The following is a 23,927-nucleotide window of genomic DNA, read 5'->3' as shown; positions in this document are numbered from 1 at the left end:
TGCCTGGAACCGATCTTCCTGTTCCGGCCTCAGGTTCCCAGCAGCTCCACTTCGAACTTGAGCGTGGCATTGGGCGGAATCACGCCGCCGGCGCCGCGTGCGCCGTAGCCGAGGGTCGACGGGATCACCAGCACGCGGGTGCCGCCGACCTTCATGCCCTGCACGCCTTCGTCCCAGCCCTTGATGACCATGCCGCCGCCGAGCGGGAAGATGAAGGGCTCGTCGCGGTCCTTGCTGGAATCGAACTTGGCGCCCTGCGCGCCGCCCTCGTAGAGCCAGCCGGTGTAATGCACGGTGACGTTGCGGCCGGGCGCGGCTTCGGCGCCGGTGCCCACGACGGTGTCTTCGTACTGCAGGCCGGAAGCGGTGGTGGTGAAAGCCATGGGCGATCCTCGTGGATGCGTGGAAGGGCGCCCAGTCTAGCGTCGCGCAGCGTGGACGGCCCGCGGGGAATGCAGGACATCATCGACGCGGTGCCCTGCACCTGGCCCCACCCCGTTCCCGCTTACCCTTTCCCCACTCAACCCTGACCCATTCCCCTTACCCGTTGATCGCTGAAGGACACGCACCATGACCCGGATCCACGCCGCACTCGCCGCTGCACTCATCGCCCTGCTGGCGCCGGCGCTCGCGCCTGCCGCCGAACCGGCCAGGCCGGCGAGCCGCGCCGAGGCGGTCGAGGTCATCCGCGAACTGCGGCGGATCGTGGCGCCCGCAGGCGTGGAGCGGTACGAGTACGTGCCGGTCGGTGGCATCGACCAGTTCGTCAGCATCCGTGGCCAGGACCGCGGCAACCCGGTGCTGCTGGTCATCCACGGCGGACCGGGCTTCCCCACGTCCGGCATCGCCTGGTGGGCCACGCGTCCGCTGGAGGAGTACTTCACCGTCGTCCACTGGGACCAGCGCGGCGCCGGCAAGACCCACCTGGCCAACGACCCCGCCACGGTAGGCCCGACCATGACCCCGGGGCGTTTCGTCGACGACACCGAGGAACTGGTCGCGTGGCTGCGCAGCGAGTTCGCGCAGGAGAAGGTCTTCCTGCTGGGCACCTCGTGGGGCAGCTACGTGGGGCTGCAGTTCGCCCTGCGCCGCCCCGAGTGGCTGCATGCCTACATCGGCATGGGCCAGGCGATCGACAGCCCGGAAAGCGAACGGCGCGGGTACGCGCATGCGCTGGCGCAGGCGCGCCGGACCGGGAACCGGCAGGCCATCGCCGACCTGGAATCCATCGCCCCCTATGCCCAGGCCGGCGCGGCGATCCCGCTGGCGGACATCGCGCTGGAACGGCGCTGGTCGGACCATTTCGGCGGCGTCATGGCCTACCGCGAACGCCAGGTCGACGGCATCGCCGTTCGCCTTTCGCCCGAGTACTCCGACGACGAGGCCGCGCGGGCCTACGACGGAAACGGGTTCTCGCAGGAGTTCCTCTTCAGCGACGTCATCGGCGTGGACATGAGCGCGCAGACCCGGCTCGGCTGCCCGCTGATCGTGCTTGCAGGCCGCCACGACCGCAGCGTCAATCCCTACGTCGCGCAGGAGTGGTTCGACACGGTGGACGCGCCGTACAAGCACTTCGAGTGGTTCGAGAACTCCGCCCACGAGATCTTCGCCGAAGAGCCGGGCAAGCTGCTGCTGACGCTGGTGCAGCGGGCAAGGCCGCTGGCGCAGCAGCAGGCCGGGCGCGTGCGCTCCGAGTGACGACACGCGGCACGGCCGTCCGCAGGCGAAAGCCCGGACGGGCCTGCCGTTCACCCCGCTCCCTGCTCGCCGGGGATGGCCAGCCCCGTTCCCCTCGTGTCGCCCGCTGTGTAATGTCCGGATCGCACCCCCACCCAAGGAACCGTCCATGCACCTGCGCCTTTCCGCCTGCCTGCTGGTCGCGTTCGGCCTGTGCGCCGGCAGCGCCCATGCCCACTTCGCCGTGGACATGGGCGACACCCATGTGTCCCGCCATGGACCGGGCGAAATCAAGAACGCACCGTGCGGACGCCCGGACAGCGAGCGCGGCGAGAACGTCCATGCCTACGCGCCGGGCCAGACGATCGACGTGTCGTGGATCGAGTACGTCGGGCATCCGGGCTATTACCGCATCGCCTTCGACCGCGATGGCCACGACGACTTCCGCAATCCGGCGAGCATCGCCCCCGCCGGCCGCGCCTGCGCCGCAGGCGAACCGAACTGCGGCGACGGCGATTTCTACAACAACGAAACCGTCCTGGTCGACGACTTCGGCCGGCACGACGACAGCCCGCACGGCAAGCGCTACTCGGCGCAGGTCAAACTGCCGGACGTGGAATGCGAGAACTGCACGCTGCAGATCATCCAGGTGATGACCGAGCTGGCCAAGTCGCCGTACGACCCGTCCGCCGAGGACGCCGACGACCTGTACTACCAGTGCATCGACCTGCGGCTGCAGGCGGCGCGGTAAAGGGGACGCGTTCTCCGGAACTCGTGGAACCTTGCCCGGGCGTCGTGTGGAACGGCCCGCACGCCCGGGTTATCCACAGAATCGGGGCTTTTTGCCTCACACGCGGAGCAAAAAGCTCGGGCGTCGGACAAATTTTCACCATCGTCGGAGCTGCGGGCTCGGCGGTCGGAGAAAAAAGCTCCGACGTCGGACAAAATTTCATCAACGTCGGAGCCCGGAGCTCGGCGGCCGGAGCAAAAAGCTGCGGCGTCGGTGAAATTTTCATCGACGTCGGAGTTCTGAGCTCGGCGGTCCGGGAAAAAAGCTCCGGCGATGGAGAAGTTTGCTCCGTCGAGCTGCCGCGCGCTCAGTGGGACGCGCGCGACTCCCGGTAGCCCTCGCTGAATCCGTCCACCATCGAGCCAAGCCCGGCGGACAGGAACAACGTGATCGCCGCGCACAGCAGCAGGTTGCGATGGTTCTTGCGGTAGCCGGTGAACAACAGCACCAGGCCAGCGACGAACAGGGTGATCTCGACGAAGTACATGGCGTCTCCTTGGTGGCTGCCGCGTTCGCGGCAGCTGGAAGCGGGTCCCTAGGCGGCAACGTACCGCAGCACGAACGAAACCAGGACCAGGACGATACCGATCGTGCTGAGCACCTGGGCGGTCCAGTTGCGCACCCCGGCGCCGGCGGCGGTCGCCTGGTTCCACGGATTACGCCATGCGCCGTAGGCCATCAGGCCGAAGCCGACGCACGCCAGTGCGCTCTGCAGCTTCTGTCCATAGGCGATGAAGTCGATCGCATGGACGACGCTGAACACCACCATCAGCACCAGCATGACCCGGGAGAAAGCTTTCATCGTGCGTCCTTCGCAGTGATCGAGGTTGTCTGACTATCGGGTTGTGTAGTCATTCTGGCGGAGCGGCCTGTGCCTGGCGAACATGCACGCCGCCCGGGCCAGCACTGCGTTCCTACAGAATGGGAATATGGCGCTGGTCCCAGCGGATCTGCAGCGCCTTCTTCTCGCGCCAGGCGCCGACATGGATGTGCGGGTTGCGCGAATAGCCATTGTTGCCGACCCGGGCGATGGCCTCGCCGGCCGCCACGCGCTGGCCTTCCTCCACACCCGGCGACTGGATGTGCGCCAGCACGACCTTCGTTCCGTCGGCCGCCTCGAGCAGGATCAGCGACGCGGGCGGCTTGCCGAGCACGCCCGGCACGTTGTCGACGGCATTGAGGCTGATCTTCAGCACCGTGCAGTCGCACGGCGACAGCACCGGCTGGTTCCAGCCGAACCAGTCGACATTGGCCAGCCCGTCGGTGCGGTAGGACTTCATGAAGGCCCGGCCGCCCTCGTCGACGAACTCCTGCGGCACGCAGTCCTGCCCGAGGTCGTCGCCCAGGTAGGGCAGCTCGCCCCAGGCGTGCTCGGAGCAGGCATAGGACGAGGCGAACAGGGGATGTGCGAGGAACTGGCCGGGCAACTCCGCCGCCGACGCGTCCTCCTGCGTCGCCGCTTGGGCGGCCGCAACCGCAAGGGGCGCTGTGAACAGCGCGAACGCCAGTGCCACCCATCCCTGCATGCCGCGCCTGCGGTAGGTCATCGCTTCAATCCCTGTCGATTGCAGCCTCCGAAGGTGCGCCCTGACCCCGGTCCCGATCAACGTGCCCGTCTCCACTTGCCTGGCCTGCACTTTTGCGATCAGTCCGCCGGACCCTCGGCCCGCAGCGCCTCGTCGAGCAGGAAGGCATACAGCTGGAGGCGACGGCTGAACTCCGCGCCGAGCCAGGCGATCAGCCACAGGAACGGGGCCAACAGGCCCAGGACCGCCAGCCAGCCCGGCAGGTGCAACAGGTCCTGCCAGTTGCGCAGGAGTACGAACAGGGAGATCAGGACAGGCAGCAAGCCGAGCCGGTCGATCCCGCCCAGCAGCATGCCCAGTCGCGAATGCAGGCGTTCATGGCCCATGCGCGCATAGCGCAGGCTGGATTCCAGCGTCTCGCGCGGGTAGCCGGCAAGCCAAGTCGCGAGAGCCTTGAACTGGTCAACGTCATGGTCGAACTGCGCGATCAAACCGGCGCGATGGTGGCGGATATCCTGTACCAGCACCCACAGGTTGCGCAGTAAACCGGGCAGGAAGCCTGCAACCGTCACCACGAGGCCTGCCTGGGCAAGCAAGACCATCCAGGGTTGTGGCGGCAGCCACTTCACCAGAAGCGAAGGCACGAAGGCGGCAATCATCCCGATCACGCCGGCCAACGCGAGATGCCGGGCCCAACGCGGCGTGTTGAGCGCCGAGATCGGCCCCTCGGGCAATGCTTCGATCTTTGCTTCCAGGACGGCGAAGGTCAGTGGTGGTCTGTGTTCCATATCCATGCTGCTCTCCCTATCGCGCGCTCTCTACTCAACGACCCGCTTCGCAGACAGGGAGTGAACCCGACCCTGTCATGGTCGATGCGTTCGACAGCATCAGGTTCCCGCTGGCCACGCAGGCAATGGCACCTCGCGCGCGTCCATGACGCCCTGGCGCACGAGCTCGTAGGCCTCCCCGACCGGGACACCCTTGAGGCAATGCAGCTCCCCGCGGGTTACCCGATAGGTATCGGGTGCCTGCTTCCAGCGGGAGGCCAGTCGCTCCCGGGCATCCGCGTCCAGAGTGCCGACGGCCAGGATGGGCTCGGCGAATGCCATCGGACGCGCCTGTGCGACAAGTGGCTTTTGGTCGCTGCGATAGTCCATGTCACCGCATGCGGCCCATTGGACGTCGGCGGTGCGGAACATCGGGATGGCCTGGTACTTGTGCAGCCAGGCCCCGTCCTTGCCGACTTCCACGAACAGCAGCGCGTGGGCGAAGTGGGCGAAGTAGGGAAAGCCGTAGTGGTCGGCCACCGAGAACGTCATCGCCTCGCCCGCCCTTCCGCCGACCACCGGTTGCACCACGCGATAGGTCGCGCGGTACAGGCTGTCCATGGAGATGCAGTCCAGCACGCCGGACTGCTGGGCCTTCTCGGCGCAGGGATCGGGCAGCGGCTCGATGGAAAGTTTCTGGCCGATGAAGACCACGGTCCGTGCGTGGACGTCGCTCTCCGGCGCAGCGTCTGCCGCAGGCAATAGAGGAGTCGCATGCGCGACCAGCGTGAGCGCCATGCCCAGCATCGCCACGACAATCCGCGCCATCCATCGATTGCGACTTATCAGGCCAGGCTCATTTCCCGAAGGCGGATTCGTGACGAAGAAGAGATACATCCAAGCCCGCATAGTGCTGTCCCCGTCCTCACTTCCAGAAGTGAACCTGACCCCGTTCTTGTCTGATCTTTGTTTCCGACTCGTTACCTATTCACCTCAGAACGACCCAACAAACAATTGCAGCGCCCGCAACTATTGCGGCACGCAAGAACCAAATGGAATGCAGATACTCGCGACCCTTGACCTCTGCCGACCACGCCGCAATGAATGCAGAGCTAAGAGAATTGCGAGCGGCCCCCAGCCGCGCCTGGCGCACTTCGATTGATCTCTGAAGCTTTGACAGAACAGTGATCCCAGCCGCTGCAATGGAGAACGCCAAGAACACCAGAAGGGACCGCTCGAAGATGGTGATGGAGGGGCCAATCAGCTGATCGACACCGATCAAGCCAGCCAACAATAAGAAGGCGTAATTAGTGAGTGACCACTGCTGGCTCTTGAAATAAGTGAGATCGCTGACCGTTATTTGGTACAGCAGCATCAGCTCCTCACGGCTGGAGAGTTGCGATGGCGCGTCAGCCATATAAATAAACTCCAAGAGCAAGCAGAATCGGAAATGAACCTGATCTCGTTCTTGGACTACCTATCCCTTACTTTCCCATGATCTTTGGGCGGAGAGGATCGCTGCAGCGAGCCCAGGACCTTGTTGCCGATGGGCTTGGATAGCCTAAGCACCAACGATTCAACGTGCTTCGGGTAGTCAAGATGGTCAACCGATGGGATCTCGTAGGCTGAAACGTAGCGCACCACCTGCCATCGACGGGTCGGCGCACCCTTCACCGCTTTTGGAAAAGAGATTCCCAAGGGCGCCTTGAGCTGTTGATACATCTCGCCAAGGAATCCGTTGCTGGCCTTTCCCACATAAACCACCGAACACATCGAATCGTAGAACGCGTAAACACCCGAGTGGGTCTTGTGTGTTCCCAACACATCACGTAAGACGCCACTGATATCGGATGCGCTGTCGAAGTCAACGGGCCTGAACTCGGCGGCAACGCGGAACTCCGGCGCAATTGTTGACGACATCAACCAACGCATCGTCGCCTTCTGCGGCTTCGTTCTGCCCGAAATCCAGGCATCCACCTGCCCTCTGTAATAGCCGGACCGGTCTGCAAAATCGGCACGATCGCCCGCGAAGTACTGATCGACGAGGTACTCGACCAACTGACTCTCAAACGTCTTCTTCAAGACTCACCCCTAGGTCTCGCCCGTTACCGTACTGAGTCCGCAAATGCACGCCGACCTTGTTCGGCCGGACATGTCGGAAAGTGCACTCTGACCCCTGTTTCCACCTAGGGCCCTAGCCCAAAGCTGCTCGATGCGCCGATTGCGGCGAAAGCAGATCCGACTTGGAGCTAGGAAAGTGCACTTTCGCCCCCGTTTCCCTGCCGTTTCCGAGTGGAAGTGAACCTGACCCCGTTAGTCCGAAGAAAAGTGCACTCTGCCCCCTTTTCCGCCCGAAGGTGAACGTGAGTCCGCTCTCGGACTCATCCGCCCAGACGCTTCTCCACCACTTCTAGCAACAGCGCAAGCATGTGATCTGCAAGATCATTTTCGCTCAGAATTTCCTCTCCGGACTTCCACACCACAGCCCCTGACTCATCTATGTCGGGCAAAAACACTTCTTCCTTTACTCTCTTTGGTCTATCGAAAAACATTCGCCCTGGAAGATCCGCCGCGCCCTCCCACACAGTGAACGTCGCCTTAGCTCCATCGAGAGAGTTTGCGTACTGGGCGCGAAATGCAGGAACCCCGCTAAAATCAGCCGCTTTAACCTCAAGGTGCCCCCCACTTACAACATCCGCCCGTATGCCGAAGGACGCCACACCTCCAAAAGCATCCACACGCTCCTGTATTCGTTCACGCACTAGGTCAAATGATTTCCTAGCACTAAAAACGCCTGCATCTGAGCTGTTGAACTGTCTTCTGAGGCGCTGATGCTCGTGGCGAGCAGCGACTCGGGCAGCGAGAGATCCGAGCCTCCCCAATGAGTCTTTTGAACCCTCAGCAGTAATCGGCTCATCTTGGTCGTCTGTCGACAACTGAGCACGCACCTGCTCCTCTACCTCGCCTAAGGTTGGCCTATCCTCGGGATCTTGACGACGCATCCTTTGCAGCACTGAATCCATAAAGGAGAACTTTGGCGCAGCGTCTAACACCATCCTCGCGCCTTCGCCAAGAGGAACTTGACCGGTTAGCATCTCGTGCCCGATCAATCCGATGGCATAAACGTCGGCTTTCTGATCAATCTCACTCCCCACTACTCGTTGCTCAGGCGCGGCATACATGTAGTTCGCTAGCCTCGACCCTTCGCGCGTCGCCACCAGCGTAGCTGCGTCAATCTCCGAGAATCGTGCTATCCCGAAGTCGGCAAGCACGGCATTTCCCATCTCGTCGATCAAGATGTTCTCCGGCTTGATATCACGATGCAGAACATCCTTAGCATGAGCTACGGACATTGCCGACACGAGCTGCATAAAGAGATTCAAAGCCCGCCTAGGATCGATCCCCTCTCCTATCAGGGAGCGAAGCGTCCTTGGGTACAAAGGCATGACATAGAAAGGGATGACCTTCCCCTCCTCTTCGACGTACCCGACATCCGTGACGCGCACAATCCCAGGATGGATATTCTGCTGACAGAAGGCAATTTCATTCCTGAATCGAGCTTTTCTTTCTGCCGTGACTCCTCCGGCATCAAGCACTTTCAATGCATGAAGGCGACCGTCATCTCCTCTCACCTCGAAGACCCGCCCGGACCCACCTTGGCCAAGTTGGCGGATCGGCGTGTACTTGTGAAACGGCGTCTGAAAGTCTGCCCCGCTCATTTCCCCTAACCTCTAGCTGTCCGGTAAGAAAAAGGGCCGGGCAACCATCGGCACCCAGCCCTTTGCTCAACCTTCAATATCTATTCACTCACCCGCACTTGCTGTAACCGCAATTCAAGCAGGTCGCGCACCCATCCATGATCACCAGCGCCTTGGTGCTGCACTTGTGGCACATGGTGGCGCTGGGCGGGAAGCTGGTGCCGTCGCCGGTGACGGCGATGTCTTCGGTGCCAGCGCTCGCGGCGCCCGCTTGGGCAGCAACGCCCGCCGCGGTCAGGTCACTGTTTTTTTTTGAACGGTCTTCGAACTGCTTGCGCTTCTCGGCGATCAGGGCCTTGGTGTGGGCGCTCATCTCCGGGTCGTGGATCAGGCCGATCGACTTCATGTGCTCTTCGACCACCGCGCCGATCTCGGCCACCAGCGAGGGCATGTAGACGCCGCCGGCCTTGAAGTAGCCGCCGCGCGGGTCGAACACGGCCTTCATCTCTTCCACCAGGAAGGTCACGTCGCCACCCTTGCGGAACACGGCCGACATGATGCGGGTCAGGCCGACGATCCACTGGAAGTGGTCCATCGACTTGGAGTTGATGAACACCTCGAACGGGCGGCGCAGCTCGTGCTCGGTGCCGGCGTTGAGGACGATGTCGTTGATGGTCACGTACATGGCGTGCTCGACCATCGGCGACTTGATCTTGTAGGTGCTGCCGATCAGGACTTCCGGGCGCTCGATGCGCTCGTGCATGTGGATGATGTTGTCCTTGGCGGCCTCGGCCTCGATCGTGGCCCGGTCCACCGGCGCGGCGACCACCGGCGGCGCGGATTCGCGCGCCTTGTCTTCGGCGGTAAGCACGGCGTAACCCTTGATTTTCTTGTCGATCTTGACGGCCATCTTGCGTGTCCTGTGAGCGGTGCGTGGGAGCGGCGGGGACGCCGCCGCCTTCCCTCCCCGGCTGGGGAGGGAAGGGGGTGCGACGGGTACTGCTTACTTCTTCTTGGCGACCTTCTTGGCCGGCGCCTTCCTGGCCGGCGCGCGCTTGGCGGCCGCCTTCCTGGGCGCAGCCTTCTTCGCCGGGGCCTTCCTGGCGACGGCCTTCTTCGGCGCGGCCTTCTTCACTGCCTTCTTGGCGGCGGCCTTCTTCGGCGCAGCCTTCTTCGCAGCGACCTTCTTGGCCGGCGCCTTCTTCACTGCCGCCTTCTTGGCCGCGGCCTTCTTCGGTGCAGCCTTCTTGGCGGCAGCCTTCTTCGCGGTCTTCTTGGCTGCACCCTTCTTGGCAGCTGCCTTCTTGGCCGGCTTCTTCTTGCCCAGCTTCTTGCGCAGCGCGTCGGCTTCGGCGGTGGCCTTGTCCTTGGCGGCGGTCAGCTTCTTCTTGGCCTTGGACATCGTCTTGGTCACCGCCTTGGTCACCTTGGCGCTTTCCTTCTTCACCGCCTTGGTGGCCTTGGCGACGGTCTTCTTGGCCGCCTTCCTGGCCTTGGTCACGGTCTTCTTGGCGGCCTTCTTCGCCTTGGTCACGCTCTTGCCGGCGCTGGCGACCGCGCCACTGGCGGTGGCACTGATCGCGTGGCCGACTTCGGCCGCTTTCTCTTTCACGGACTCGGCGGCCTCGGAGAGGGTCGCCGTCACACCATTGCCATTGCTCATGGGGAGCCCTCCTGGGGGCGCTCTCTGTGTGGTAATCGGGACAACTTCACCTGCATTCCGGGCGCCGTGCTGCGAGGAACCGGCCGCGGCGGGCGCCCGGAAGAAGCGCGCGCCGCGACCCTGGCAAGCATCAGAACTTGCCGTAATACCCTTCCTTGAGCGCATCGAAGAGGTTGGCGGCGGTGTGGGTCTCGCCGTCGTACTCGATCTCTTCGTTGCCCTTGACCTCCATCACCGAGCCGTCTTCCAGCTCGAAGCGGTAGGTGGTGTTCTCCAGGTCCTTCTCCTTGACCAGCACGCCCTGGAAGGCGGCCGGGTTGAAGCGGAACGTGGTGCAGCCCTTCAGGCCCTGCTCGTAGGCGTAGCGGTAGATGTCCTTGAAGTCCTCGTACGGGTAGTCGGTCGGGACGTTCGCGGTCTTGGAGATCGAGCTGTCCACCCACTTCTGGGCGGCGGCCTGCACGTCGACGTGCTCCTTGGGATGGATGTCGTCGGCGGAGATGAAGTACTCCGGCAGCTGCGCGTCGGCAGCTTCGGAGAACGGCATCGCCTTGGCGTTGACCAGGTGGCGGTAGGCCAGCAGCTCGTAGCTGTAGACGTCGACCTTTTCCTTGGACTTCTTGCCTTCGCGGATCACATTGCGGCTGTAGTGGTGCGCGAACGACGGCTCGATGCCGTTGGAGGCGTTGTTGGCCAGCGACAGGGAGATGGTGCCGGTCGGGGCGATCGAGCTGTGGTGGGTGAAGCGCGAACCGACTTCGGCCAGCTCGTCCACCAGCTCCGGCGCCACCGACGCGATGCGCTGCATGTAGCGGCTGTAACGGGCGTGCAGCACCTTGCCGGGGATTTCCTGGCCCAGGCGCCAGCCGTCCTTCGCCATTTCCGGGCGCTGGCGCAGCATCTGCGCGGTGACCTCGAAGCGCTCTTCCATGATCGGGGCGGCGCCCTTCTCGATGGCCAGCGACAGGCCCACTTCCCAGCCGGCCACGGCCATGTCGCGCGACACCTGCTCGGTGAACTCCAGGCTTTCCGGCGAGCCGTACTTCATCTTGAGCATGGTCAGGGTGCTGCCCAGGCCCAGGAAGCCCATGCCGTGGCGGCGCTTGCGCATGATCTCGTCGCGCTGCTGCTGCAGGGGCAGGCCGTTCACTTCGACCACGTTGTCGAGCATGCGGGTGAACACGCGCACGACTTCCTTGTATTCCTCCCAGTCGAACCGCGCCTTGTCGGTGAACGGGTCGCGCACGAAGGTGGTCAGGTTGACCGAGCCCAGCAGGCAGGCGCCGTACGGCGGCAGCGGCTGCTCGCCGCACGGGTTGGTCGCGCGGATGTTCTCGCACCACCAGTTGTTGTTCATCTCGTTGACCTTGTCGATCAGGATGAACCCCGGCTCGGCGAAGTCGTAGGTGGAGACCATGATCATGTCCCACAGGTGGCGGGCGCGGATGTGCCCGTACACCTTGCAGGCCACCAGGCCGTCGTCGCGGGTGACGTAGTTGGCGTGGGTCGGCCAGTCGCGCCAGACCACCTTGTCGGCGTCGGCCAGGTCGAAGTCGCCCTGCTCCTTGGCGCTGACCGGGAACACCAGCGGCCAGTCGTCATCGTCGGCCACGGCCTTCATGAAGCCGTCGGTGATCAGCAGGGACAGGTTGAACTGGCGCAGGCGGCCGTCTTCGCGCTTGGCGCGGATGAAGTCCTTCACGTCCGGATGGCTGACGTCGAACGTGCCCATCTGCGCGCCACGGCGGCCGCCGGCGCTGGAGACGGTGAAACACATCTTGTCGTAGATATCCATGAAGGACATCGGGCCGGAGGTGTAGGCGCCGGCGCCGGCGACGAACGCGCCGCGCGGACGCAGCGTCGAGAATTCGTAGCCGATGCCGCAACCGGCCTTCAGGGTCAGGCCGGCCTCGTGGACCTTCTCCAGGATGCCGTCCATCGAGTCGGTGATCGTGCCCGACACGGTGCAGTTGATCGTGCTGGTCGCCGGCTTGTGCTCGAGCGCGCCGGCGTTGGAGGTGATGCGGCCGGCCGGGATCGCGCCGCGGCGCAGCGCCCAGACGAATCGCTCGTACCAGTAGGCCTTCTTCTCGTCGGTACCCTCGGCGTCGGCCAGGGCCCGGGCCACGCGCTGGTAGGTGCCGTCGATGTCGGCATCCAGCGGAACGCCCTGCTTGGTCTTCAGGCGGTACTTCTTGTCCCAGATGTCCTGGGAGGCGGGCTGCAGCGGGATTTCGCCGCTGGCTTTGGTGTTGTCCTGGACCACTTCGAGGCGCACCGTGCTCATGCTGTTGGTTTCTCCTTTACCGCAGCTGGATCTCATAGCCCGGAGGGACGGATGGAACGGGGACGGCAAGGCCGGCGGGTCGCGTGGGTACGCGCCGCTCGCCGGGTCAGACGGTGGGTTCCTTATGGCCTGAAAGGCCGTTTCCGACTGTGTTTTCCTGCTGCATCCGCTCGCCACCCCCCGGCGATTGGGCTTGGCGAGGCGTGTTCAGGAAAACACCATCGCTTGGGCCTGGATTCCGTCGCACCGCAACATCTAGTGGCGCAACAGGCCGTCAAGCTACCCCCGGTCCCCGGCAGTGTCAACCACTTGCGTGACGCTCCTCACGGTGTTCCAGACCCTGCCGCGGGCGCCGTCGGCGGAGGTTGAAACGGCCCCGGCCGCCGGTGCCCGAAACCCACTTCACCAGCCGTTAAATTCGCGCGCAGCAGACTCGTTCAGCTTCATGATCGACCGGCCACCGGCGCGCACGTTCGCGCACCCGGCCGGCCCGATACCTCCCGACCCTGCCGAGGAACCCGGTCCGATGCGCCGCACCCCCCTGCTGATCGCCCTGACTGCCGCCGCCGCGTTCGGTGGTTTTGCCGCCACCGCGATGAACGAACTGCTGGAGAACCGCGCCGAAGCCGCCCCGGCCGCCGCGCCGGTGCCCGCGCCCGCGCCGCTGCTGCCGGTCGCCCAGCCGGCCAGCCTGCCGCCGCTGGTCGAGGGCCAGGCGATGCCGTCGCTGGCGCCGATGCTCGAACGGGTGATGCCGGCGGTGGTCAGCGTGCACACCCAGCAGAGGGTGGCGGTGCGCAACCCGTTCTTCGACGACCCGATGTTCCGCCGCCTGTTCCCGCAGGTGCCGCAGGAGCGGATCAACGAATCACTGGGCTCGGGCGTGATCATCGACGCGCAGCGCGGCTACGTGATGACCAACCACCACGTGGTCGTGGGCGCCGACAACGTGTCGGTGACCCTGGCCGACGGGCGCACGCTCAAGGCCGAGTTCCTCGGCTCGGACGCCGACACCGACGTGGCGCTGATCCGGATCCCGGCGCAGGACCTCAAGGGCCTGCCGCTGGGCGACAGCGGGCAGTTGCGGGTGGGCGACTACGTGGTGGCGATCGGCAACCCGTTCGGGCTGAGCCAGACGGTGACCTCGGGCATTGTTTCCGCGGTCGGGCGCAGCGGCATCCGCGGCCTGGGCTACCAGAACTTCATCCAGACCGACGCGTCGATCAACCCGGGCAACTCCGGCGGCGCGCTGGTCAACCTGCGCGGCGAACTGGTCGGCATCAATACCGCCAGCCTCAACCCGCGCGGCTCGATGGCCGGCAACATCGGCCTGGGCCTGGCCATTCCCTCCAACCTCGCCCGCGACGTGGTCCACCAGCTGGTCACCACCGGCGAGGTCCGGCGCGGCACGCTGGGCCTGGACACGCAGGCGCTGGACCCGCGCCTGGCCCGCAGCCTGGGGCTGGCCGAGGGCCAGCAGGGTGCTTTGGTGACCCAGGTGTACGCCGACTCCGGCGCGGCGGCGGCCGGGCTCAAGCCGGGCGACGTGATCGTGTCGGCCGGCGGCCAGCGCATCGCCGACCCGCTGTCGCTGCACAACTTCGAAGGCCTGCAGCCGGTCGGGGCGAAGGTGCCCCTGCAGGTGCTGCGCGACGGCAAGACGCTGAAGCTCGACGCGACCCTGCGCGAACAGCCGCGTGCGCTGGATGGCGCTTCGGTCGACGCGCGCCTGGCCGGCGCGCGCTTGGCCGAGCTGCCCGAGGCGCAGCGCCAGGCCCGCGGCCGCGGCGTGCTGGTCGAAGAGGTGCAGGCCGGCAGCCGCGCCGCCCAGAACGGCCTGCGCGCGGGCGACGTGATCGGTGCCACCAGCGCCGGCGCGGTCGACGACCTGGCCGCGCTGCGCAGCAGCCTGGCGCAGCCGCCGGCGCAGTTGGTGCTGCTGGTCACTCGCGGTAACGTGCAGGGCAGGCTGCCGATGCGCTGAGCGCGGCCTGGCGTTCCGCATGTCGCGTGCAAAGTTTCCATGACAGGGCCTACACCGGGCCCATGCTTCCATGGCCACGTCCCGCCGTCATGGCGTTGCCACCCACTGCAGCAGGCCCTACCCGGCCAAGGAGACCCACGATGAGCCCCACCTCCACCGAGAACATGAAGGACAACCTGAGCGAAGCCGGCTCCCACCTGAAGACCGCCGCCGGTGCCGCCGGTGAGGCGCTGCGCGGGGCGGCCGGTGCCGCCACCGACGAGCTGCGCCTGGGCCGTGCCAACGTCAAGGCCGAACTGGCCGACAGCGCGCTGGCCGGGCTGGCCGCCGCGGAGCTGGGTGGCGACGCCGCGCGCGAGCAGATGGACGCGCTGATGGACAAGGGCCGTGACCTGATCGACAGCGCCTCCGAGCTGATCCGCGAGCGCCCGCTGGCCTCCTTCGGCGTAGCCTTCGCCGCCGGCTGGCTGGTCGCCGCGCTGACCCGTCGCGACCGCTGAGCGGATCGCCGCGGCGATGAGCGAAGGGGAGCGCACGGAACAGGCGGGGGACGCGACTCCCCCGCCGCCGCTGGACGAGAGCCTGCGTGCGGTCAGCGAAGCCGGCAAGGCGACGCTGGGTGCGACGAAGGACTCGCTGCGTTCGCTGCGCGCGCTGCTTTCTGCCGACCTGGCGCTGGCCCGCAGCGCGCTGGGCCGCGGCATCGCCTGGGCCGGCGTCGCCGTGGTGTTCGGCGCCTCGGCGTGGCTGCTGGCCACCGCCGCGGGGGTGGCGCTGATGCAGCGCTTCGGCCTGTCCTGGCTGGCGTCGCTGAGCATCGCGGCGCTGTTCAACCTGGCCATCACCGGCCTGGCCGCATGGCGGACCTCGCGCTTCTTCGACTACATGGGCCTGCACGCCACGCGCCGGCAGCTCAGCCGCATGGGCGTGTTCGACGAACACGGCGAGGATGACGACGACGGCAACGGCGAGGCGCCGCGCGCCGATGCGGTCGCCGCGTCGCTGACCATGGCGGCCACGCCCTCGCAGGACCCGCTTTCACAGGAGCGGCCGCGATGAGGTTCGAGCTGCTGCGGCAGCGGGTCGAGCGCGCGGAGCGGCGCGTGGAATCGTGCATGGATCGCGCGCAGGTGCACCGGCAGGAATTCGGCCAGGCCTGGCGCCGCGGCTGGTCGCCGGGACGGATCGTGATCGCCGGGCTGTTGTCGGGGTTCCTGGTCGGCCGCGCCGAACCGCTGTCCAAGGTCGGTGGTACGCGCTGGCTGCAGATGCTGGGCACGGTCTCGAGCATGCTCGCCTCGCTGCAGGCGGCCGCCGCTTCGCATGAAGCCGGCGAAGCCGCCGACGTGGCCGCGCAGGAGGCCGCCGCCGCGAACCAGAACGTGGCCGAGGCGACCGGGCAGGCGCCGGTCGCGCCGGTGGCCCCCGTGCCCGCGGCCAGCGACCCGTTGCGGACGCGCGCGCCGGCACCGGCCGAAGCGGCCACCGACGTTTCCGAACGCTGACCTCCCTTTCCTTCTTCTTCCGCGGCCGGCCTCCGGCCTGTCGCCCAGGGTCCGCATGTCCGCCATCCCGCCGCCGCACGCCGATCCCCTCCCGCCGCTGCCCGAAGCGGCCGATCCGCAGGGGCCGCTCGCGCGGCCGCGGGCTTCTTCGGCCGTGCTGGTGCTGGCCACGCTGGCGGTCTGCTACACGCTGTGGGCGGCGCAGGAAATCCTGTTGCCGGTGCTGCTGGCCGCGTTCTTCGCCCTGATCGGCAATCCGCTGATCCGCGGCCTGCGCCGGCTCTGGGTGCCGCGCTTCCTGGCTGCGCTGCTGGTGCTGTGCGCCGGCCTGGCGCTGGCCGGCACGCTGGCCGTGCAACTGGCCGCGCCGGCCACCACCTGGGCCGAGCAGGCGCCGCGCGAGGCGCGCAAGCTCGGCCGCCAGCTGCAGGACCTGACCCGGCCGATGCACGAGGCCAACCGCATCGCCGAAGACATGGCCCGCGCGGCGGCCGGCGATCCGAACCGCAAGGTGCAGGTGGTGCGCACCCGCGTCGATGACCCCTATGCGGTATTGACCCGGACCCCGCGCGTGGCCGCTTCGATGCTGGCGGTGGTGCTGCTCACCTTCTTCTTCATGGTCTACGGCGAGAACCTGCAGCGCAACGCGATCGCGCTGATGCCCGGGCGCCAGCAGAAGAAGTTCACCGTCGAGATCCTGCAATCGATCGAGCGCGAGGTCTCGCGCTACGTGCTGACCATCAGCGTGATCAACGCGGTGGTCGGCCTGGCCTTCGCCGGCATCCTCTACGTGCTGGATTTCCCGGCACAGGAAGCGCTGCTGTGGGGCACGATGGTGATGCTGCTCAACTACGCGCCCTACGTGGGGCCGCTGATCGGCATGTGCATGATGCTGCTGGTCGGCTTCATCGCCTTCGACGACACCTGGCACTCGCTGCTGCCGGCAGCGCTGTACCTGCTGCTGCACACGGTCGAGGGCCAGGTGATCACGCCTATTGTCCTGGGCCGGCGCATGGCGCTGTCGCCGCTGGTGCTGATCCTGGCGCTGATGCTGTTCGGCTGGCTCTGGGGCCTGATCGGCCTGCTGCTGGCGGTGCCCTTGCTGGTCTGCGTGAAGCTGGTGCTGGCGCAGCTGGACGGCATGGGCGGCTGGGCCAAGCTGCTGGAGTAAAGGCACAGGCGACGCCCCCTCGGTTCCGGCGGTGTCGCTTCGCGGCCTGAAGGGCATGCCCCGTCGCAGCTCTTGTAGGAGCGGGCATGACCGCGACACCGAGGTGGCCGGCGGCCGCGATGCCGCCATGATTCGCGCATCCATCCTGCCGCATGTCCGCTCGTGCATGACGGGGGCCGCGGCGGCGGACATTCCTGGTCGGCGGTGAGACGGAATCCTGGGGCGTCGGTCATTTTGCGGCGTCGGTGTCGCGGTCATGCCCGCTCCTACGGCGGCGAGGGGGATTTCCAGGGCGTCGGTCGGGGGCGCGCCGGAGTTGCGGTCGTGCCCGCTCCTGCAATGCGCGGCAGGTGGAGGGGTACGGAGCGTGGCGGCGGACATGTCCTGTAGGAGCGGGCATGACCGCGACACCTGGGCGGGTGGCGGCGGCGATGACGTCATGATCCCTGCATCCGTCCTGCACTTCCATTCGTGCAGGGCTGATGGCCATGACACGGGGCCAGGTTGGGGGGGTGAGACGGAATGCCGGCAACCTCGATCGGGGGCGGCGTCGGTGTCGCGGTCATGCCCGCTCCTACGAAGGGCGGCGGGCGGCCGGGCCCGGCGGTGCGCGGTAGAATGGCGCCGTGAGCTTCATCGTCCGCGCCATCACCCTCGACCTCGACGACACCCTGTGGCCGTTCGCGCCGATCGGCGCGCGCATCGACCAGGTGCTGCACGACTGGATGGGCGTGCACAGCCCGGCGACGGCGGCGATGTACCCGGTCGCGGCGATGCGCGAACTGCGCGAGCGTTCGTTCCGCGACAACCCGCACCTGCACCATGACCTGTCCGCACTGCGCCGGCTGACCCTGGCCGAAGCGCTGGAACGCAGCGGCGCCAGCCTGGACCTGCTCGAGCCGGCGTACGAGGCGTTCTACGCCGCGCGCAACCAGGTCGAGTACTACCCCGACGCACTCGACGCACTGGCCCGGATCGCGGCGCGGGTGCCGGTGGCGGCGCTGAGCAACGGCAATGCGGACCTGGAGCGGGTCGGCATCGCCCACCACTTCGCCTTCCAGCTGGGCGCGCGCGAACACGGCGCGGCCAAGCCCGAGGCCAGCATCTTCCTGGCCGCGTGCGCACGCCTGGAATGCGCCCCGGCGCACGTCCTGCACGTGGGCGACCACGTCGAGATGGACGTCGCCGGCGCCGCGCGCGCCGGGCTGCGCAGCTGCTGGATCAACCGCGAGGCGCGCGAATGGGCGCACGCGGAGATCGTGCCCGACCTGCAATACACGACCCTCACCGCGCTCGCCGACTGGCTGGAAGCGCACCTCCCCGAACGCGACATCGCCACGGACCACGCCGCATGAACCCCCAGTCCCATTACGCCGATACCGGCGCTTCCGCGCTTCCGATGCACCTGCTCGACCGCGACGGCTATGGCGCCTGGCGCGCGACGCAGCCGGCCGCCGTGGCGGCGTGGCTCGATGCGCAGGAATTCCAGCCCGGCGCCGGTTCGGTGGCGCTGCTTCCGGGCGAAGGCGGGATCGGCGGCGCGGTGGTCGGGATCGGCGATCCGCTGGATCCGTGCAGCTACGCGCATGCGCCGACCGCATTGCCGCCGGGTGCATGGGCGCCGGCCACCGACCTGCCGGCCGCGCAGCGGGTCGCCTTGCAGCTGGGCTGGGGCCTGGGCAGCTACCGCTTCGACCGTTACAAGACGCCGCCGCGCGCGCCGGCGCGGCTGCGCCTGCCGCAGCTCGACGACGAAGCGCTGGACGTGCTGCTGGCGACCATGCGCGTGCGCGACTGGGTCAACACGCCGACCCAGGACATGGGCCCGGCGCAGCTGGAAGCCATCGCCCGCGAGCTGGCTGCCGAACACGGCGCGCACATCGAGGTGGTGACCGGCGAATCGCTGCTGGCGCACAACTTCCCGGCGATCCACGCGGTCGGCCGCGCCTCGCACCGCGCGCCGCGACTGATCGAGCTGCGCTGGGGCTTCGAATCTCCCGAGAGCCGCGCCGATCCGCATGTGGTGCTGGTCGGCAAGGGCGTGTGCTTCGACACCGGCGGCCTGGACATCAAGCCGGCCGACGGCATGCGCAACATGAAGAAGGACATGGGCGGCGCCGCGCACGCGCTGGCGCTGGCCGCGCTGGTGATGGCGCGCAAGCTGCCGGTGCGGCTGAGCCTGCTGGTGCCGGCGGTGGAGAACGCGATCGGTCCGGACGCGTTCCGGCCGGGCGAGGTGATCGCCACCCGCGCCGGGGTCAGCGTGGAGATCGACAACACCGACGCCGAGGGCCGGGTGATCCTGTGCGACGCGCTGACCTATGCGGGCGAGCAGAAGCCGGCGCTGATCGTGGATTTCGCCACGCTCACCGGCGCGGCGCGCATCGCCCTGGGGCCGGACCTGCCGGCGCTGTTCGCCAATGACGACGCGCTGGCCGCGGCCTGGCTGGCGGCCGGCGAGCAGACCCGCGACCCGGTGTGGCGCATGCCGCTGTGGCGCCCGTACCTGCGCTACCTGACCAGCAATGTCGCCGACCTGGCCAATGCCGGTTCGCGCATGGCCGGCGCGGTCACCGCGGCGCTGTACCTGGAGCGCTTCGTGCCCGGCGGCACGCCCTGGGCGCACCTGGACACCTACGCCTGGAACGACAGCAGCCGCGCCGGCCGCCCCGCCGGCGGCGAAGCGCTGGGCCTGCGTTCGGCCTGGGCGCTGCTGAAGGCGCGCTACGGCGGCTGATCGCACGCGGCCGACGGGCAGCCGGTGGGTAGACCCGCTCCGCCGGGTCGCAGCACCGGCGCGCGGCGCACCTGCGGCACGCGGGAGGCGTTGCCCCGGCCCCGCTCAGGCGAGCTCGACCCGGTCGCGACCCGCGCGCTTGGCCCGGTAGAGCGCCTCGTCGGCGCGATGCAGCAGGCTTTCGCCGTCTTCGCTGCCGCTACGCCAGCTGGCGACGCCGATGGAGACCGTCACCGCCGGCAACTCGTGGCCGAGGTGGCGCACCCGCAGTTGCCGGACCGCCTCGACCAGGCGCCGGGCGATGGCCAGCGCGGCGTCGGCCTCGGCCTCGGGCAGGATCAGGGTGAACTCCTCGCCGCCGTAGCGGCAGGCGATGTCCTCGGCGCGCGCGTGCTGCGCCAGCAGCTGGCCGAACGCGGCCAGCAGGGTGTCGCCGCCGGGATGGCCATGCAGGTCGTTGAACGCCTTGAAGTGGTCAAGGTCCAGCATCATCAGGCTCAGCGGCAGCCCGCGGCGGCCGCAGCGGGCCAGCTCGCGCGCCAGCGACTCTTCCAGGTAGCGGCGGTTGAACAGCCCGGTCAACGGCTCGCGGATCGACTGCAGCCGCAGGCGCTCCTGCAGCTGCAGGTTGTGCAGGGCCATCGAAAGGTGTTCGGCCGCGGCCTGGACCAGGTCCATCCGCTCCAGCAACGCGGGGTCCTGCGAGGACAGGTAGATGAAGCCCAGCTGCGTGCCCTGCGCAGCCAGCGGGATGCACGCGGCGTTGAGCGCCACATGGATCGCCGGCGGCTCGATGTGCTCGCAGCGCAGGGTTTCGCGGCCGGAATGGAGCAGGTGCGGCTGGCCGCGGCGCAGGGCCCAGCATTGCGCGGGCGCCACCATCGCGGCGCTGTGCGAAGCATGCTCGCCCCAGTGCGCCAGCTCCTCGGCGTAGTCGTGCGAGGCGCGGATGCGGTAGAGCGTGCCGCCGGCGGCCGGCAGCAGGTGCGACAGCAGCTGGGTGGTGAGCTGCACCGCCTCCTCGGTGCTGGCGCAGCTGAGCAGCAGGCCGCCGTAGCGGTTGAGCTCGGCCAGGTCCGCGCTCTGGCGCTCGAGCTGCTGCACCGAGTCCAGCAGGCGCCGGTGGGTCTCGGCGTTGGCGCGTTCGGCGCGGGCGCGGCGGCGGATCTCGCCGACCAGGCGCCAGTAGACCAGGCCGATCACCAGGATGCCGAAGGGAATGCCCAGCAACGCCAGCGCGCGCAGCAGGTCGGCGCTGCGCCGGCTGGAACGGTCGCGGGCGACCAGCAGCTCGCGCTCGCGATCGCGCAGCTGCCTGGCCTGGTTGCGGATGTCCGACGACACCTGCAGCACGTCCTGGTCCAGGCCCACCTGCGCGGCGCTCAGGCCGGCGCTGCGGTAGCGCTCCAGGTTGGCCTCGACCTGCTCGATGCGGCGATCGGACAGGTCGCGCAGGCCACCGGCGCGCGCCTGCTGCTGCGGGTTGTCGCTGACGAGCGCCGCCAGCCGGTCCAGCAGCGGACCGAGCTGTTCGCGGTTGACCTGGTAGGCGGCCAGGTAGTCGATGTTGCCGGTGAGCAGGTAGCCGCGCTGCGCCGCTTCGGCATCGCGCAGGCGCGCCTCGAAGGCGTCGACGTTGGCGATGACCTCGTTGGTATGGGCCACCTGGTTGGCATCGGCGATGAAGCGCTGCGCGCCCAGCAGCACGCCCACGCCGATCGCGACGAACACGGCCATCGCCAGCAGCAGTCCGGCCTGGCTGGTCCTGCGCAGCGGACGCTTGCGCGCGGCGGTCACAGCAGACCCCGCTGGCGGGCGATGCGCGCGGCCTCGATGCGGTTGCCGACGCCGAGCTTGCCGATCGCCTCGGACAGGTAGTTGCGCACGGTGCCCTGCGAGAGGTTCAGCTGGATGGCGATCTCGCCGGAAGACCTGCCCTCGCCGGCCAGGCGCAGCACCTGGCGTTCGCGGTCGTTGAGCGGATCGGCTTCACCCCAGGCTTCCACCGCCAGTTCCGGATCGATCGCGCGGCCGCCGTGGCGGACCTTGCGCAGCGCTTCGGCCAGGCGTTCGGCCGGCGCATCCTTGAGCAGGTAGCCGACCACGCCGGCCTCCAGCGCGCGGCGCAGGAATCCGGCGCGGGCGAACGTGGTGACGATCACCACCTTGATCGGAAGCTCGTGGCGCTGAATGCGCTGCGCCAGTTCCAGGCCGGTCAGGCCGGGCATCTCGATGTCGGTGACCAGCACCTCGGGCTGCAGGCGCTGCACTTCGCGCCAGGCGCTCTCGCCATCGGCCACGGCGCCGACGACCTCGATATCGGATTCCATGCCCAGCAACGCGGCCAGCGCGCCGCGGACCATCGCCTGGTCTTCGGCCAGGAGCACGCGGATCATCGGGATGGGGTCAGTGCAGGCATGGGGTGACGGTAGCAAAAGTCGTACTCGCGGTACCTGTCCTGGTTGCTGGCCGCCAGAGGCGCACGGGTGGCGTGGTCGGAATCGCGGGGGCGTCGCCTGCGCGATGGCGCCGGTGTCGCGGTCGTGCCCGCTCCTACGACAGCGGAGACCACGCGCCCTTGTAGGAGCGGACTTCAGGCCGCGACACCGACGCCGCCGGAATCGCGGGGGCGTCGCCTGCACTACGGCGTCGGTGTCGCGGTCGTGCCCGCTCCTACGACAGCGGGGACCACGCGCCCTTGTAGGAGCGGACTTCAGGCCGCGACACCGACGCCGCCGGAATCGCGGGGGCGTCGCCTGCACTACGGCGTCGGTGTCGCGGTCTTGCCCGCTCCTACGACAGCGGAGACCACGCGCCCTTGTAGGAGCGGACTTCAGGCCGCGACACCGACGCCGCCGGAATCGCGGGGGCGTCGCCTGCGCTACGGCGTCGGTGTCGCGGTCGTGCCCGCTCCTACGACAGCGGGGCGTCGGTGCGCGTGGCATGCGCCGGTGGCGTGGTCGCACCGGCCTGCCAGTGCGGCAGGTCGGCCAGCAGGCGCGTGCCGCGTCCGGGCGCCGGCTCGATCCGCAGGGCGCCGCCGAGCACCTGCAGGCGTTCGCGCATGCCGTCCAGGCCATTGCCCGGCCGGACCACGCCGCCACGGCCGTCGTCCTCCACGCACAGCCGCCACTGCCGCGCATCGCCCGTCAGCGATACCCGTACCCGGCTGGCGCGCGCATGGCGATGGACGTTGGTCACCGCTTCGCGCAGGCACAACGCCAGCACCGTTTCCTGTTCCGGCGGCATCGCGACCTCGGGCACGTCGACCTGCAGGTCGATGCCCTCGCCCTGCAGCAGCACCTTGGCCGCCGCCAGTTCCGCGGCCAGGCCCGCGGCGCGGATGCCGGTGACCGCGCGCCGGACCTGGCCCAGCGCATCGCGCGCGACCTGGCCCAGTTCGCCGATCTCCCGCTGCGCCGCTTCCGGGTCGCGCTGCAGCAGGCGCCCGGCGAGGTCGGCCTTCAATGCCACCAGCGACAGGGTATGGCCGAGCAGGTCGTGCAGGTCGCGGCCGATGCGCTCGCGCTCGGCGGTGGCGGCCAGGCGCCGGACTTCGTCCTGCGACAGGCGCAGCGCGGCGTCCTTGTGGTGGCGCTGGCGCTCGACGTGGACGATCAGGCCGACCACCAGCGTGGTCACCGGCAGCCACACCAGCGCCGACCACGGGTAACCGATCGAACGCGCGAGGACCACCAGGCACACGTTGGCCAGCAGCAGGACCGCCGCGTAGTGCCAGCCGCTGCGCCAGCGGTGCGCGCCGAGCATCACGCAGCCGAACACGAAGTAGCTCATGCCCGACGGGTACCAGCGCAGCAGTGCCAGGCACAGCACCAGCATGCCGGCGGCGCACGGCGCGACCCAGCGCGCGGGCAGCACCAGCGTGCCCACGTACAGGGCCAGGAACAGCGGATAGGACAGCGCGGTCAGCGCCCACCACAACGCGTTGTAGCCCTGCGGGGTGAACACCGGCACCACGAACACCCACATCGTCCACAGCACGTGGATGAACTCCATCCATGCGGGCTGTCCGCGCGACTGGCTGGCGGCCAGCAGCGAATCGGGCGCAACCTTGATCCATCCGGGGACGAAGCGATTGGGCGGGACGGTGTGCATGGCGGG

25 protein-coding genes are annotated in these 23,927 nt (G+C 67.9%); 9 read left to right on the top strand and 16 right to left on the bottom strand.

Annotated features, from left to right (window positions below; genetic code table 11):
- Positions 1–29: 29 nt before the first annotated feature.
- The gene (locus MNQ95_RS08845; protein ID WP_162411369.1) at positions 30–383 is read right to left on the bottom strand and encodes an FKBP-type peptidyl-prolyl cis-trans isomerase; all 354 of its coding nucleotides are present in this window, start codon (positions 381–383) and stop codon (positions 30–32) included.
- A 187-nt stretch (positions 384–570) separates the two neighbouring features.
- Between MNQ95_RS08845 and MNQ95_RS08840 the strand changes: the two genes are divergently transcribed.
- Together MNQ95_RS08840 and MNQ95_RS08835 are read left to right on the top strand one after the other, a co-directional pair.
- On the top strand, positions 571–1,698 hold the full coding sequence (locus tag MNQ95_RS08840) for an alpha/beta hydrolase (protein WP_241952635.1): 1,128 nt from the start codon (positions 571–573) through the stop codon (positions 1,696–1,698).
- Between the two features lie 148 nt (positions 1,699–1,846).
- Positions 1,847–2,428, top strand: coding sequence for an SCE4755 family polysaccharide monooxygenase-like protein (locus MNQ95_RS08835; RefSeq protein WP_162411367.1), 582 nt, complete (start codon positions 1,847–1,849; stop codon positions 2,426–2,428).
- On the opposite strand, the gene MNQ95_RS15875 is transcribed toward MNQ95_RS08835, so the two are convergent.
- The 12 genes from MNQ95_RS15875 to MNQ95_RS08780 form a co-directional block, all read right to left on the bottom strand.
- The gene (locus MNQ95_RS15875; protein ID WP_425605660.1) at positions 2,319–2,693 is read right to left on the bottom strand and encodes a hypothetical protein; all 375 of its coding nucleotides are present in this window, start codon (positions 2,691–2,693) and stop codon (positions 2,319–2,321) included. The genes MNQ95_RS08835 and MNQ95_RS15875 overlap by 110 nt on opposite strands.
- 81 nt (positions 2,694–2,774) lie before the next feature.
- Complete coding sequence (locus MNQ95_RS08830; protein ID WP_241952634.1) at positions 2,775–2,954, bottom strand: hypothetical protein; 180 nt, start codon at positions 2,952–2,954, stop codon at positions 2,775–2,777.
- 48 nt (positions 2,955–3,002) lie between these two features.
- Entirely contained in the window at positions 3,003–3,269 is a 267-nt protein-coding gene (locus MNQ95_RS08825; RefSeq protein ID WP_241952633.1) for a hypothetical protein, read from the bottom strand.
- A 112-nt stretch (positions 3,270–3,381) separates the two neighbouring features.
- Positions 3,382–4,014 carry a M23 family metallopeptidase gene (locus MNQ95_RS08820; RefSeq protein WP_241952632.1) on the bottom strand — a complete coding sequence of 211 codons (633 nt, stop codon included), beginning with the start codon at positions 4,012–4,014 and terminating at the stop codon, positions 3,382–3,384.
- 98 nt (positions 4,015–4,112) lie between these two features.
- Positions 4,113–4,787 (bottom strand): hypothetical protein, encoded by a 675-nt coding sequence (locus MNQ95_RS08815; RefSeq protein ID WP_241952631.1) that lies wholly within the window; start codon positions 4,785–4,787, stop codon positions 4,113–4,115.
- A gap of 93 nt (positions 4,788–4,880) precedes the next feature.
- Entirely contained in the window at positions 4,881–5,588 is a 708-nt protein-coding gene (locus tag MNQ95_RS08810) for a hypothetical protein (RefSeq protein ID WP_241952630.1), read from the bottom strand.
- A 160-nt stretch (positions 5,589–5,748) separates the two neighbouring features.
- Positions 5,749–6,177 carry a hypothetical protein gene (locus MNQ95_RS08805; RefSeq protein ID WP_241952629.1) on the bottom strand — a complete coding sequence of 143 codons (429 nt, stop codon included), beginning with the start codon at positions 6,175–6,177 and terminating at the stop codon, positions 5,749–5,751.
- A gap of 56 nt (positions 6,178–6,233) precedes the next feature.
- Positions 6,234–6,842: a hypothetical protein gene (locus tag MNQ95_RS08800; RefSeq protein ID WP_241952628.1), complete on the bottom strand. Its 609-nt coding sequence runs from the start codon at positions 6,840–6,842 to the stop codon at positions 6,234–6,236.
- A gap of 299 nt (positions 6,843–7,141) precedes the next feature.
- The gene (locus MNQ95_RS08795) at positions 7,142–8,479 is read right to left on the bottom strand and encodes a serine/threonine-protein kinase (RefSeq protein ID WP_241952627.1); all 1,338 of its coding nucleotides are present in this window, start codon (positions 8,477–8,479) and stop codon (positions 7,142–7,144) included.
- Between the two features lie 88 nt (positions 8,480–8,567).
- Positions 8,568–9,368 carry a TSCPD domain-containing protein gene (locus MNQ95_RS08790; RefSeq protein WP_241952626.1) on the bottom strand — a complete coding sequence of 267 codons (801 nt, stop codon included), beginning with the start codon at positions 9,366–9,368 and terminating at the stop codon, positions 8,568–8,570.
- 93 nt (positions 9,369–9,461) lie between these two features.
- Complete coding sequence (locus tag MNQ95_RS08785; protein ID WP_241952625.1) at positions 9,462–10,121, bottom strand: hypothetical protein; 660 nt, start codon at positions 10,119–10,121, stop codon at positions 9,462–9,464.
- A gap of 130 nt (positions 10,122–10,251) precedes the next feature.
- Positions 10,252–12,408 carry an adenosylcobalamin-dependent ribonucleoside-diphosphate reductase gene (locus MNQ95_RS08780; RefSeq protein ID WP_241952624.1) on the bottom strand — a complete coding sequence of 719 codons (2,157 nt, stop codon included), beginning with the start codon at positions 12,406–12,408 and terminating at the stop codon, positions 10,252–10,254.
- A gap of 526 nt (positions 12,409–12,934) precedes the next feature.
- On the opposite strand from MNQ95_RS08780, the gene MNQ95_RS08775 reads away from it, so the two are divergent.
- The 7 genes from MNQ95_RS08775 to MNQ95_RS08745 all read left to right on the top strand — a co-directional run bounded on the left by MNQ95_RS08775 (position 12,935) and on the right by MNQ95_RS08745 (position 19,805).
- A complete protein-coding gene (locus tag MNQ95_RS08775; RefSeq protein WP_241952623.1) occupies positions 12,935–14,392 on the top strand; it encodes a Do family serine endopeptidase in 1,458 nt (485 codons plus the stop codon).
- 140 nt (positions 14,393–14,532) lie between these two features.
- The gene (locus MNQ95_RS08770; protein ID WP_162411355.1) at positions 14,533–14,892 is read left to right on the top strand and encodes a hypothetical protein; all 360 of its coding nucleotides are present in this window, start codon (positions 14,533–14,535) and stop codon (positions 14,890–14,892) included.
- 16 nt (positions 14,893–14,908) lie between these two features.
- Entirely contained in the window at positions 14,909–15,451 is a 543-nt protein-coding gene (locus MNQ95_RS08765) for a phage holin family protein (RefSeq protein WP_241952622.1), read from the top strand.
- On the top strand, positions 15,448–15,897 hold the full coding sequence (locus tag MNQ95_RS08760) for a protein sip-5 (protein WP_162411354.1): 450 nt from the start codon (positions 15,448–15,450) through the stop codon (positions 15,895–15,897). The genes MNQ95_RS08765 and MNQ95_RS08760 overlap by 4 nt, the downstream gene beginning before the upstream one ends.
- A gap of 55 nt (positions 15,898–15,952) precedes the next feature.
- Positions 15,953–17,068: an AI-2E family transporter gene (locus MNQ95_RS08755; protein ID WP_162411353.1), complete on the top strand. Its 1,116-nt coding sequence runs from the start codon at positions 15,953–15,955 to the stop codon at positions 17,066–17,068.
- Positions 17,069–17,694: 626 nt separating this feature from the next.
- Positions 17,695–18,423: an HAD family hydrolase gene (locus MNQ95_RS08750; RefSeq protein ID WP_162411352.1), complete on the top strand. Its 729-nt coding sequence runs from the start codon at positions 17,695–17,697 to the stop codon at positions 18,421–18,423.
- Positions 18,420–19,805 carry a leucyl aminopeptidase family protein gene (locus MNQ95_RS08745; protein ID WP_241952621.1) on the top strand — a complete coding sequence of 462 codons (1,386 nt, stop codon included), beginning with the start codon at positions 18,420–18,422 and terminating at the stop codon, positions 19,803–19,805. The genes MNQ95_RS08750 and MNQ95_RS08745 overlap by 4 nt, the downstream gene beginning before the upstream one ends.
- Positions 19,806–19,910: 105 nt before the next feature.
- Here the strand turns inward: MNQ95_RS08745 and MNQ95_RS08740 are convergent, their stop codons facing one another.
- The 3 genes from MNQ95_RS08740 to MNQ95_RS08730 all read right to left on the bottom strand — a co-directional run bounded on the left by MNQ95_RS08740 (position 19,911) and on the right by MNQ95_RS08730 (position 23,921).
- The gene (locus MNQ95_RS08740; RefSeq protein ID WP_241954398.1) at positions 19,911–21,542 is read right to left on the bottom strand and encodes a sensor domain-containing diguanylate cyclase; all 1,632 of its coding nucleotides are present in this window, start codon (positions 21,540–21,542) and stop codon (positions 19,911–19,913) included.
- Between the two features lie 56 nt (positions 21,543–21,598).
- Entirely contained in the window at positions 21,599–22,201 is a 603-nt protein-coding gene (locus MNQ95_RS08735; RefSeq protein ID WP_241952620.1) for a response regulator transcription factor, read from the bottom strand.
- 517 nt (positions 22,202–22,718) lie between these two features.
- Positions 22,719–23,921, bottom strand: coding sequence for a sensor histidine kinase (locus MNQ95_RS08730; RefSeq protein ID WP_241952619.1), 1,203 nt, complete (start codon positions 23,919–23,921; stop codon positions 22,719–22,721).
- Positions 23,922–23,927 lie beyond the last annotated feature (6 nt).

Origin of the sequence: Pseudoxanthomonas daejeonensis (assembly GCF_022637495.1) — a bacterium.
Lineage (GTDB): Bacteria > Pseudomonadota > Gammaproteobacteria > Xanthomonadales > Xanthomonadaceae > Pseudoxanthomonas > Pseudoxanthomonas daejeonensis.
This window is presented reverse-complemented; position numbering and strand designations above follow the sequence as displayed.

What these genes read in the sequence shown, in the direction of transcription:
- MNQ95_RS08805 (WP_241952629.1), bottom strand. Translation starts at nt 6,177, where the DNA reads ATGGCTGACGCGCCATCGCAACTCTCCAGCCGTGAGGAGCTGATGCTG.
- MNQ95_RS08840 (WP_241952635.1), top strand. Translation starts at nt 571, where the DNA reads ATGACCCGGATCCACGCCGCACTCGCCGCTGCACTCATCGCCCTGCTG.
- MNQ95_RS08770 (WP_162411355.1), top strand. Translation starts at nt 14,533, where the DNA reads ATGAGCCCCACCTCCACCGAGAACATGAAGGACAACCTGAGCGAAGCC.
- MNQ95_RS15875 (WP_425605660.1), bottom strand. Translation starts at nt 2,693, where the DNA reads ATGAAAATTTCACCGACGCCGCAGCTTTTTGCTCCGGCCGCCGAGCTC.
- MNQ95_RS08795 (WP_241952627.1), bottom strand. Translation starts at nt 8,479, where the DNA reads ATGAGCGGGGCAGACTTTCAGACGCCGTTTCACAAGTACACGCCGATC.
- MNQ95_RS08835 (WP_162411367.1), top strand. Translation starts at nt 1,847, where the DNA reads ATGCACCTGCGCCTTTCCGCCTGCCTGCTGGTCGCGTTCGGCCTGTGC.
- MNQ95_RS08730 (WP_241952619.1), bottom strand. Translation starts at nt 23,921, where the DNA reads ATGCACACCGTCCCGCCCAATCGCTTCGTCCCCGGATGGATCAAGGTT.
- MNQ95_RS08760 (WP_162411354.1), top strand. Translation starts at nt 15,448, where the DNA reads ATGAGGTTCGAGCTGCTGCGGCAGCGGGTCGAGCGCGCGGAGCGGCGC.
- MNQ95_RS08735 (WP_241952620.1), bottom strand. Translation starts at nt 22,201, where the DNA reads ATGATCCGCGTGCTCCTGGCCGAAGACCAGGCGATGGTCCGCGGCGCG.
- MNQ95_RS08765 (WP_241952622.1), top strand. Translation starts at nt 14,909, where the DNA reads ATGAGCGAAGGGGAGCGCACGGAACAGGCGGGGGACGCGACTCCCCCG.
- MNQ95_RS08745 (WP_241952621.1), top strand. Translation starts at nt 18,420, where the DNA reads ATGAACCCCCAGTCCCATTACGCCGATACCGGCGCTTCCGCGCTTCCG.
- MNQ95_RS08775 (WP_241952623.1), top strand. Translation starts at nt 12,935, where the DNA reads ATGCGCCGCACCCCCCTGCTGATCGCCCTGACTGCCGCCGCCGCGTTC.
- MNQ95_RS08785 (WP_241952625.1), bottom strand. Translation starts at nt 10,121, where the DNA reads ATGAGCAATGGCAATGGTGTGACGGCGACCCTCTCCGAGGCCGCCGAG.
- MNQ95_RS08780 (WP_241952624.1), bottom strand. Translation starts at nt 12,408, where the DNA reads ATGAGCACGGTGCGCCTCGAAGTGGTCCAGGACAACACCAAAGCCAGC.
- MNQ95_RS08845 (WP_162411369.1), bottom strand. Translation starts at nt 383, where the DNA reads ATGGCTTTCACCACCACCGCTTCCGGCCTGCAGTACGAAGACACCGTC.
- MNQ95_RS08815 (WP_241952631.1), bottom strand. Translation starts at nt 4,787, where the DNA reads ATGGATATGGAACACAGACCACCACTGACCTTCGCCGTCCTGGAAGCA.
- MNQ95_RS08740 (WP_241954398.1), bottom strand. Translation starts at nt 21,542, where the DNA reads ATGGCCGTGTTCGTCGCGATCGGCGTGGGCGTGCTGCTGGGCGCGCAG.
- MNQ95_RS08825 (WP_241952633.1), bottom strand. Translation starts at nt 3,269, where the DNA reads ATGAAAGCTTTCTCCCGGGTCATGCTGGTGCTGATGGTGGTGTTCAGC.
- MNQ95_RS08790 (WP_241952626.1), bottom strand. Translation starts at nt 9,368, where the DNA reads ATGGCCGTCAAGATCGACAAGAAAATCAAGGGTTACGCCGTGCTTACC.
- MNQ95_RS08830 (WP_241952634.1), bottom strand. Translation starts at nt 2,954, where the DNA reads ATGTACTTCGTCGAGATCACCCTGTTCGTCGCTGGCCTGGTGCTGTTG.
- MNQ95_RS08810 (WP_241952630.1), bottom strand. Translation starts at nt 5,588, where the DNA reads ATGGCGCGGATTGTCGTGGCGATGCTGGGCATGGCGCTCACGCTGGTC.
- MNQ95_RS08755 (WP_162411353.1), top strand. Translation starts at nt 15,953, where the DNA reads ATGTCCGCCATCCCGCCGCCGCACGCCGATCCCCTCCCGCCGCTGCCC.
- MNQ95_RS08820 (WP_241952632.1), bottom strand. Translation starts at nt 4,014, where the DNA reads ATGACCTACCGCAGGCGCGGCATGCAGGGATGGGTGGCACTGGCGTTC.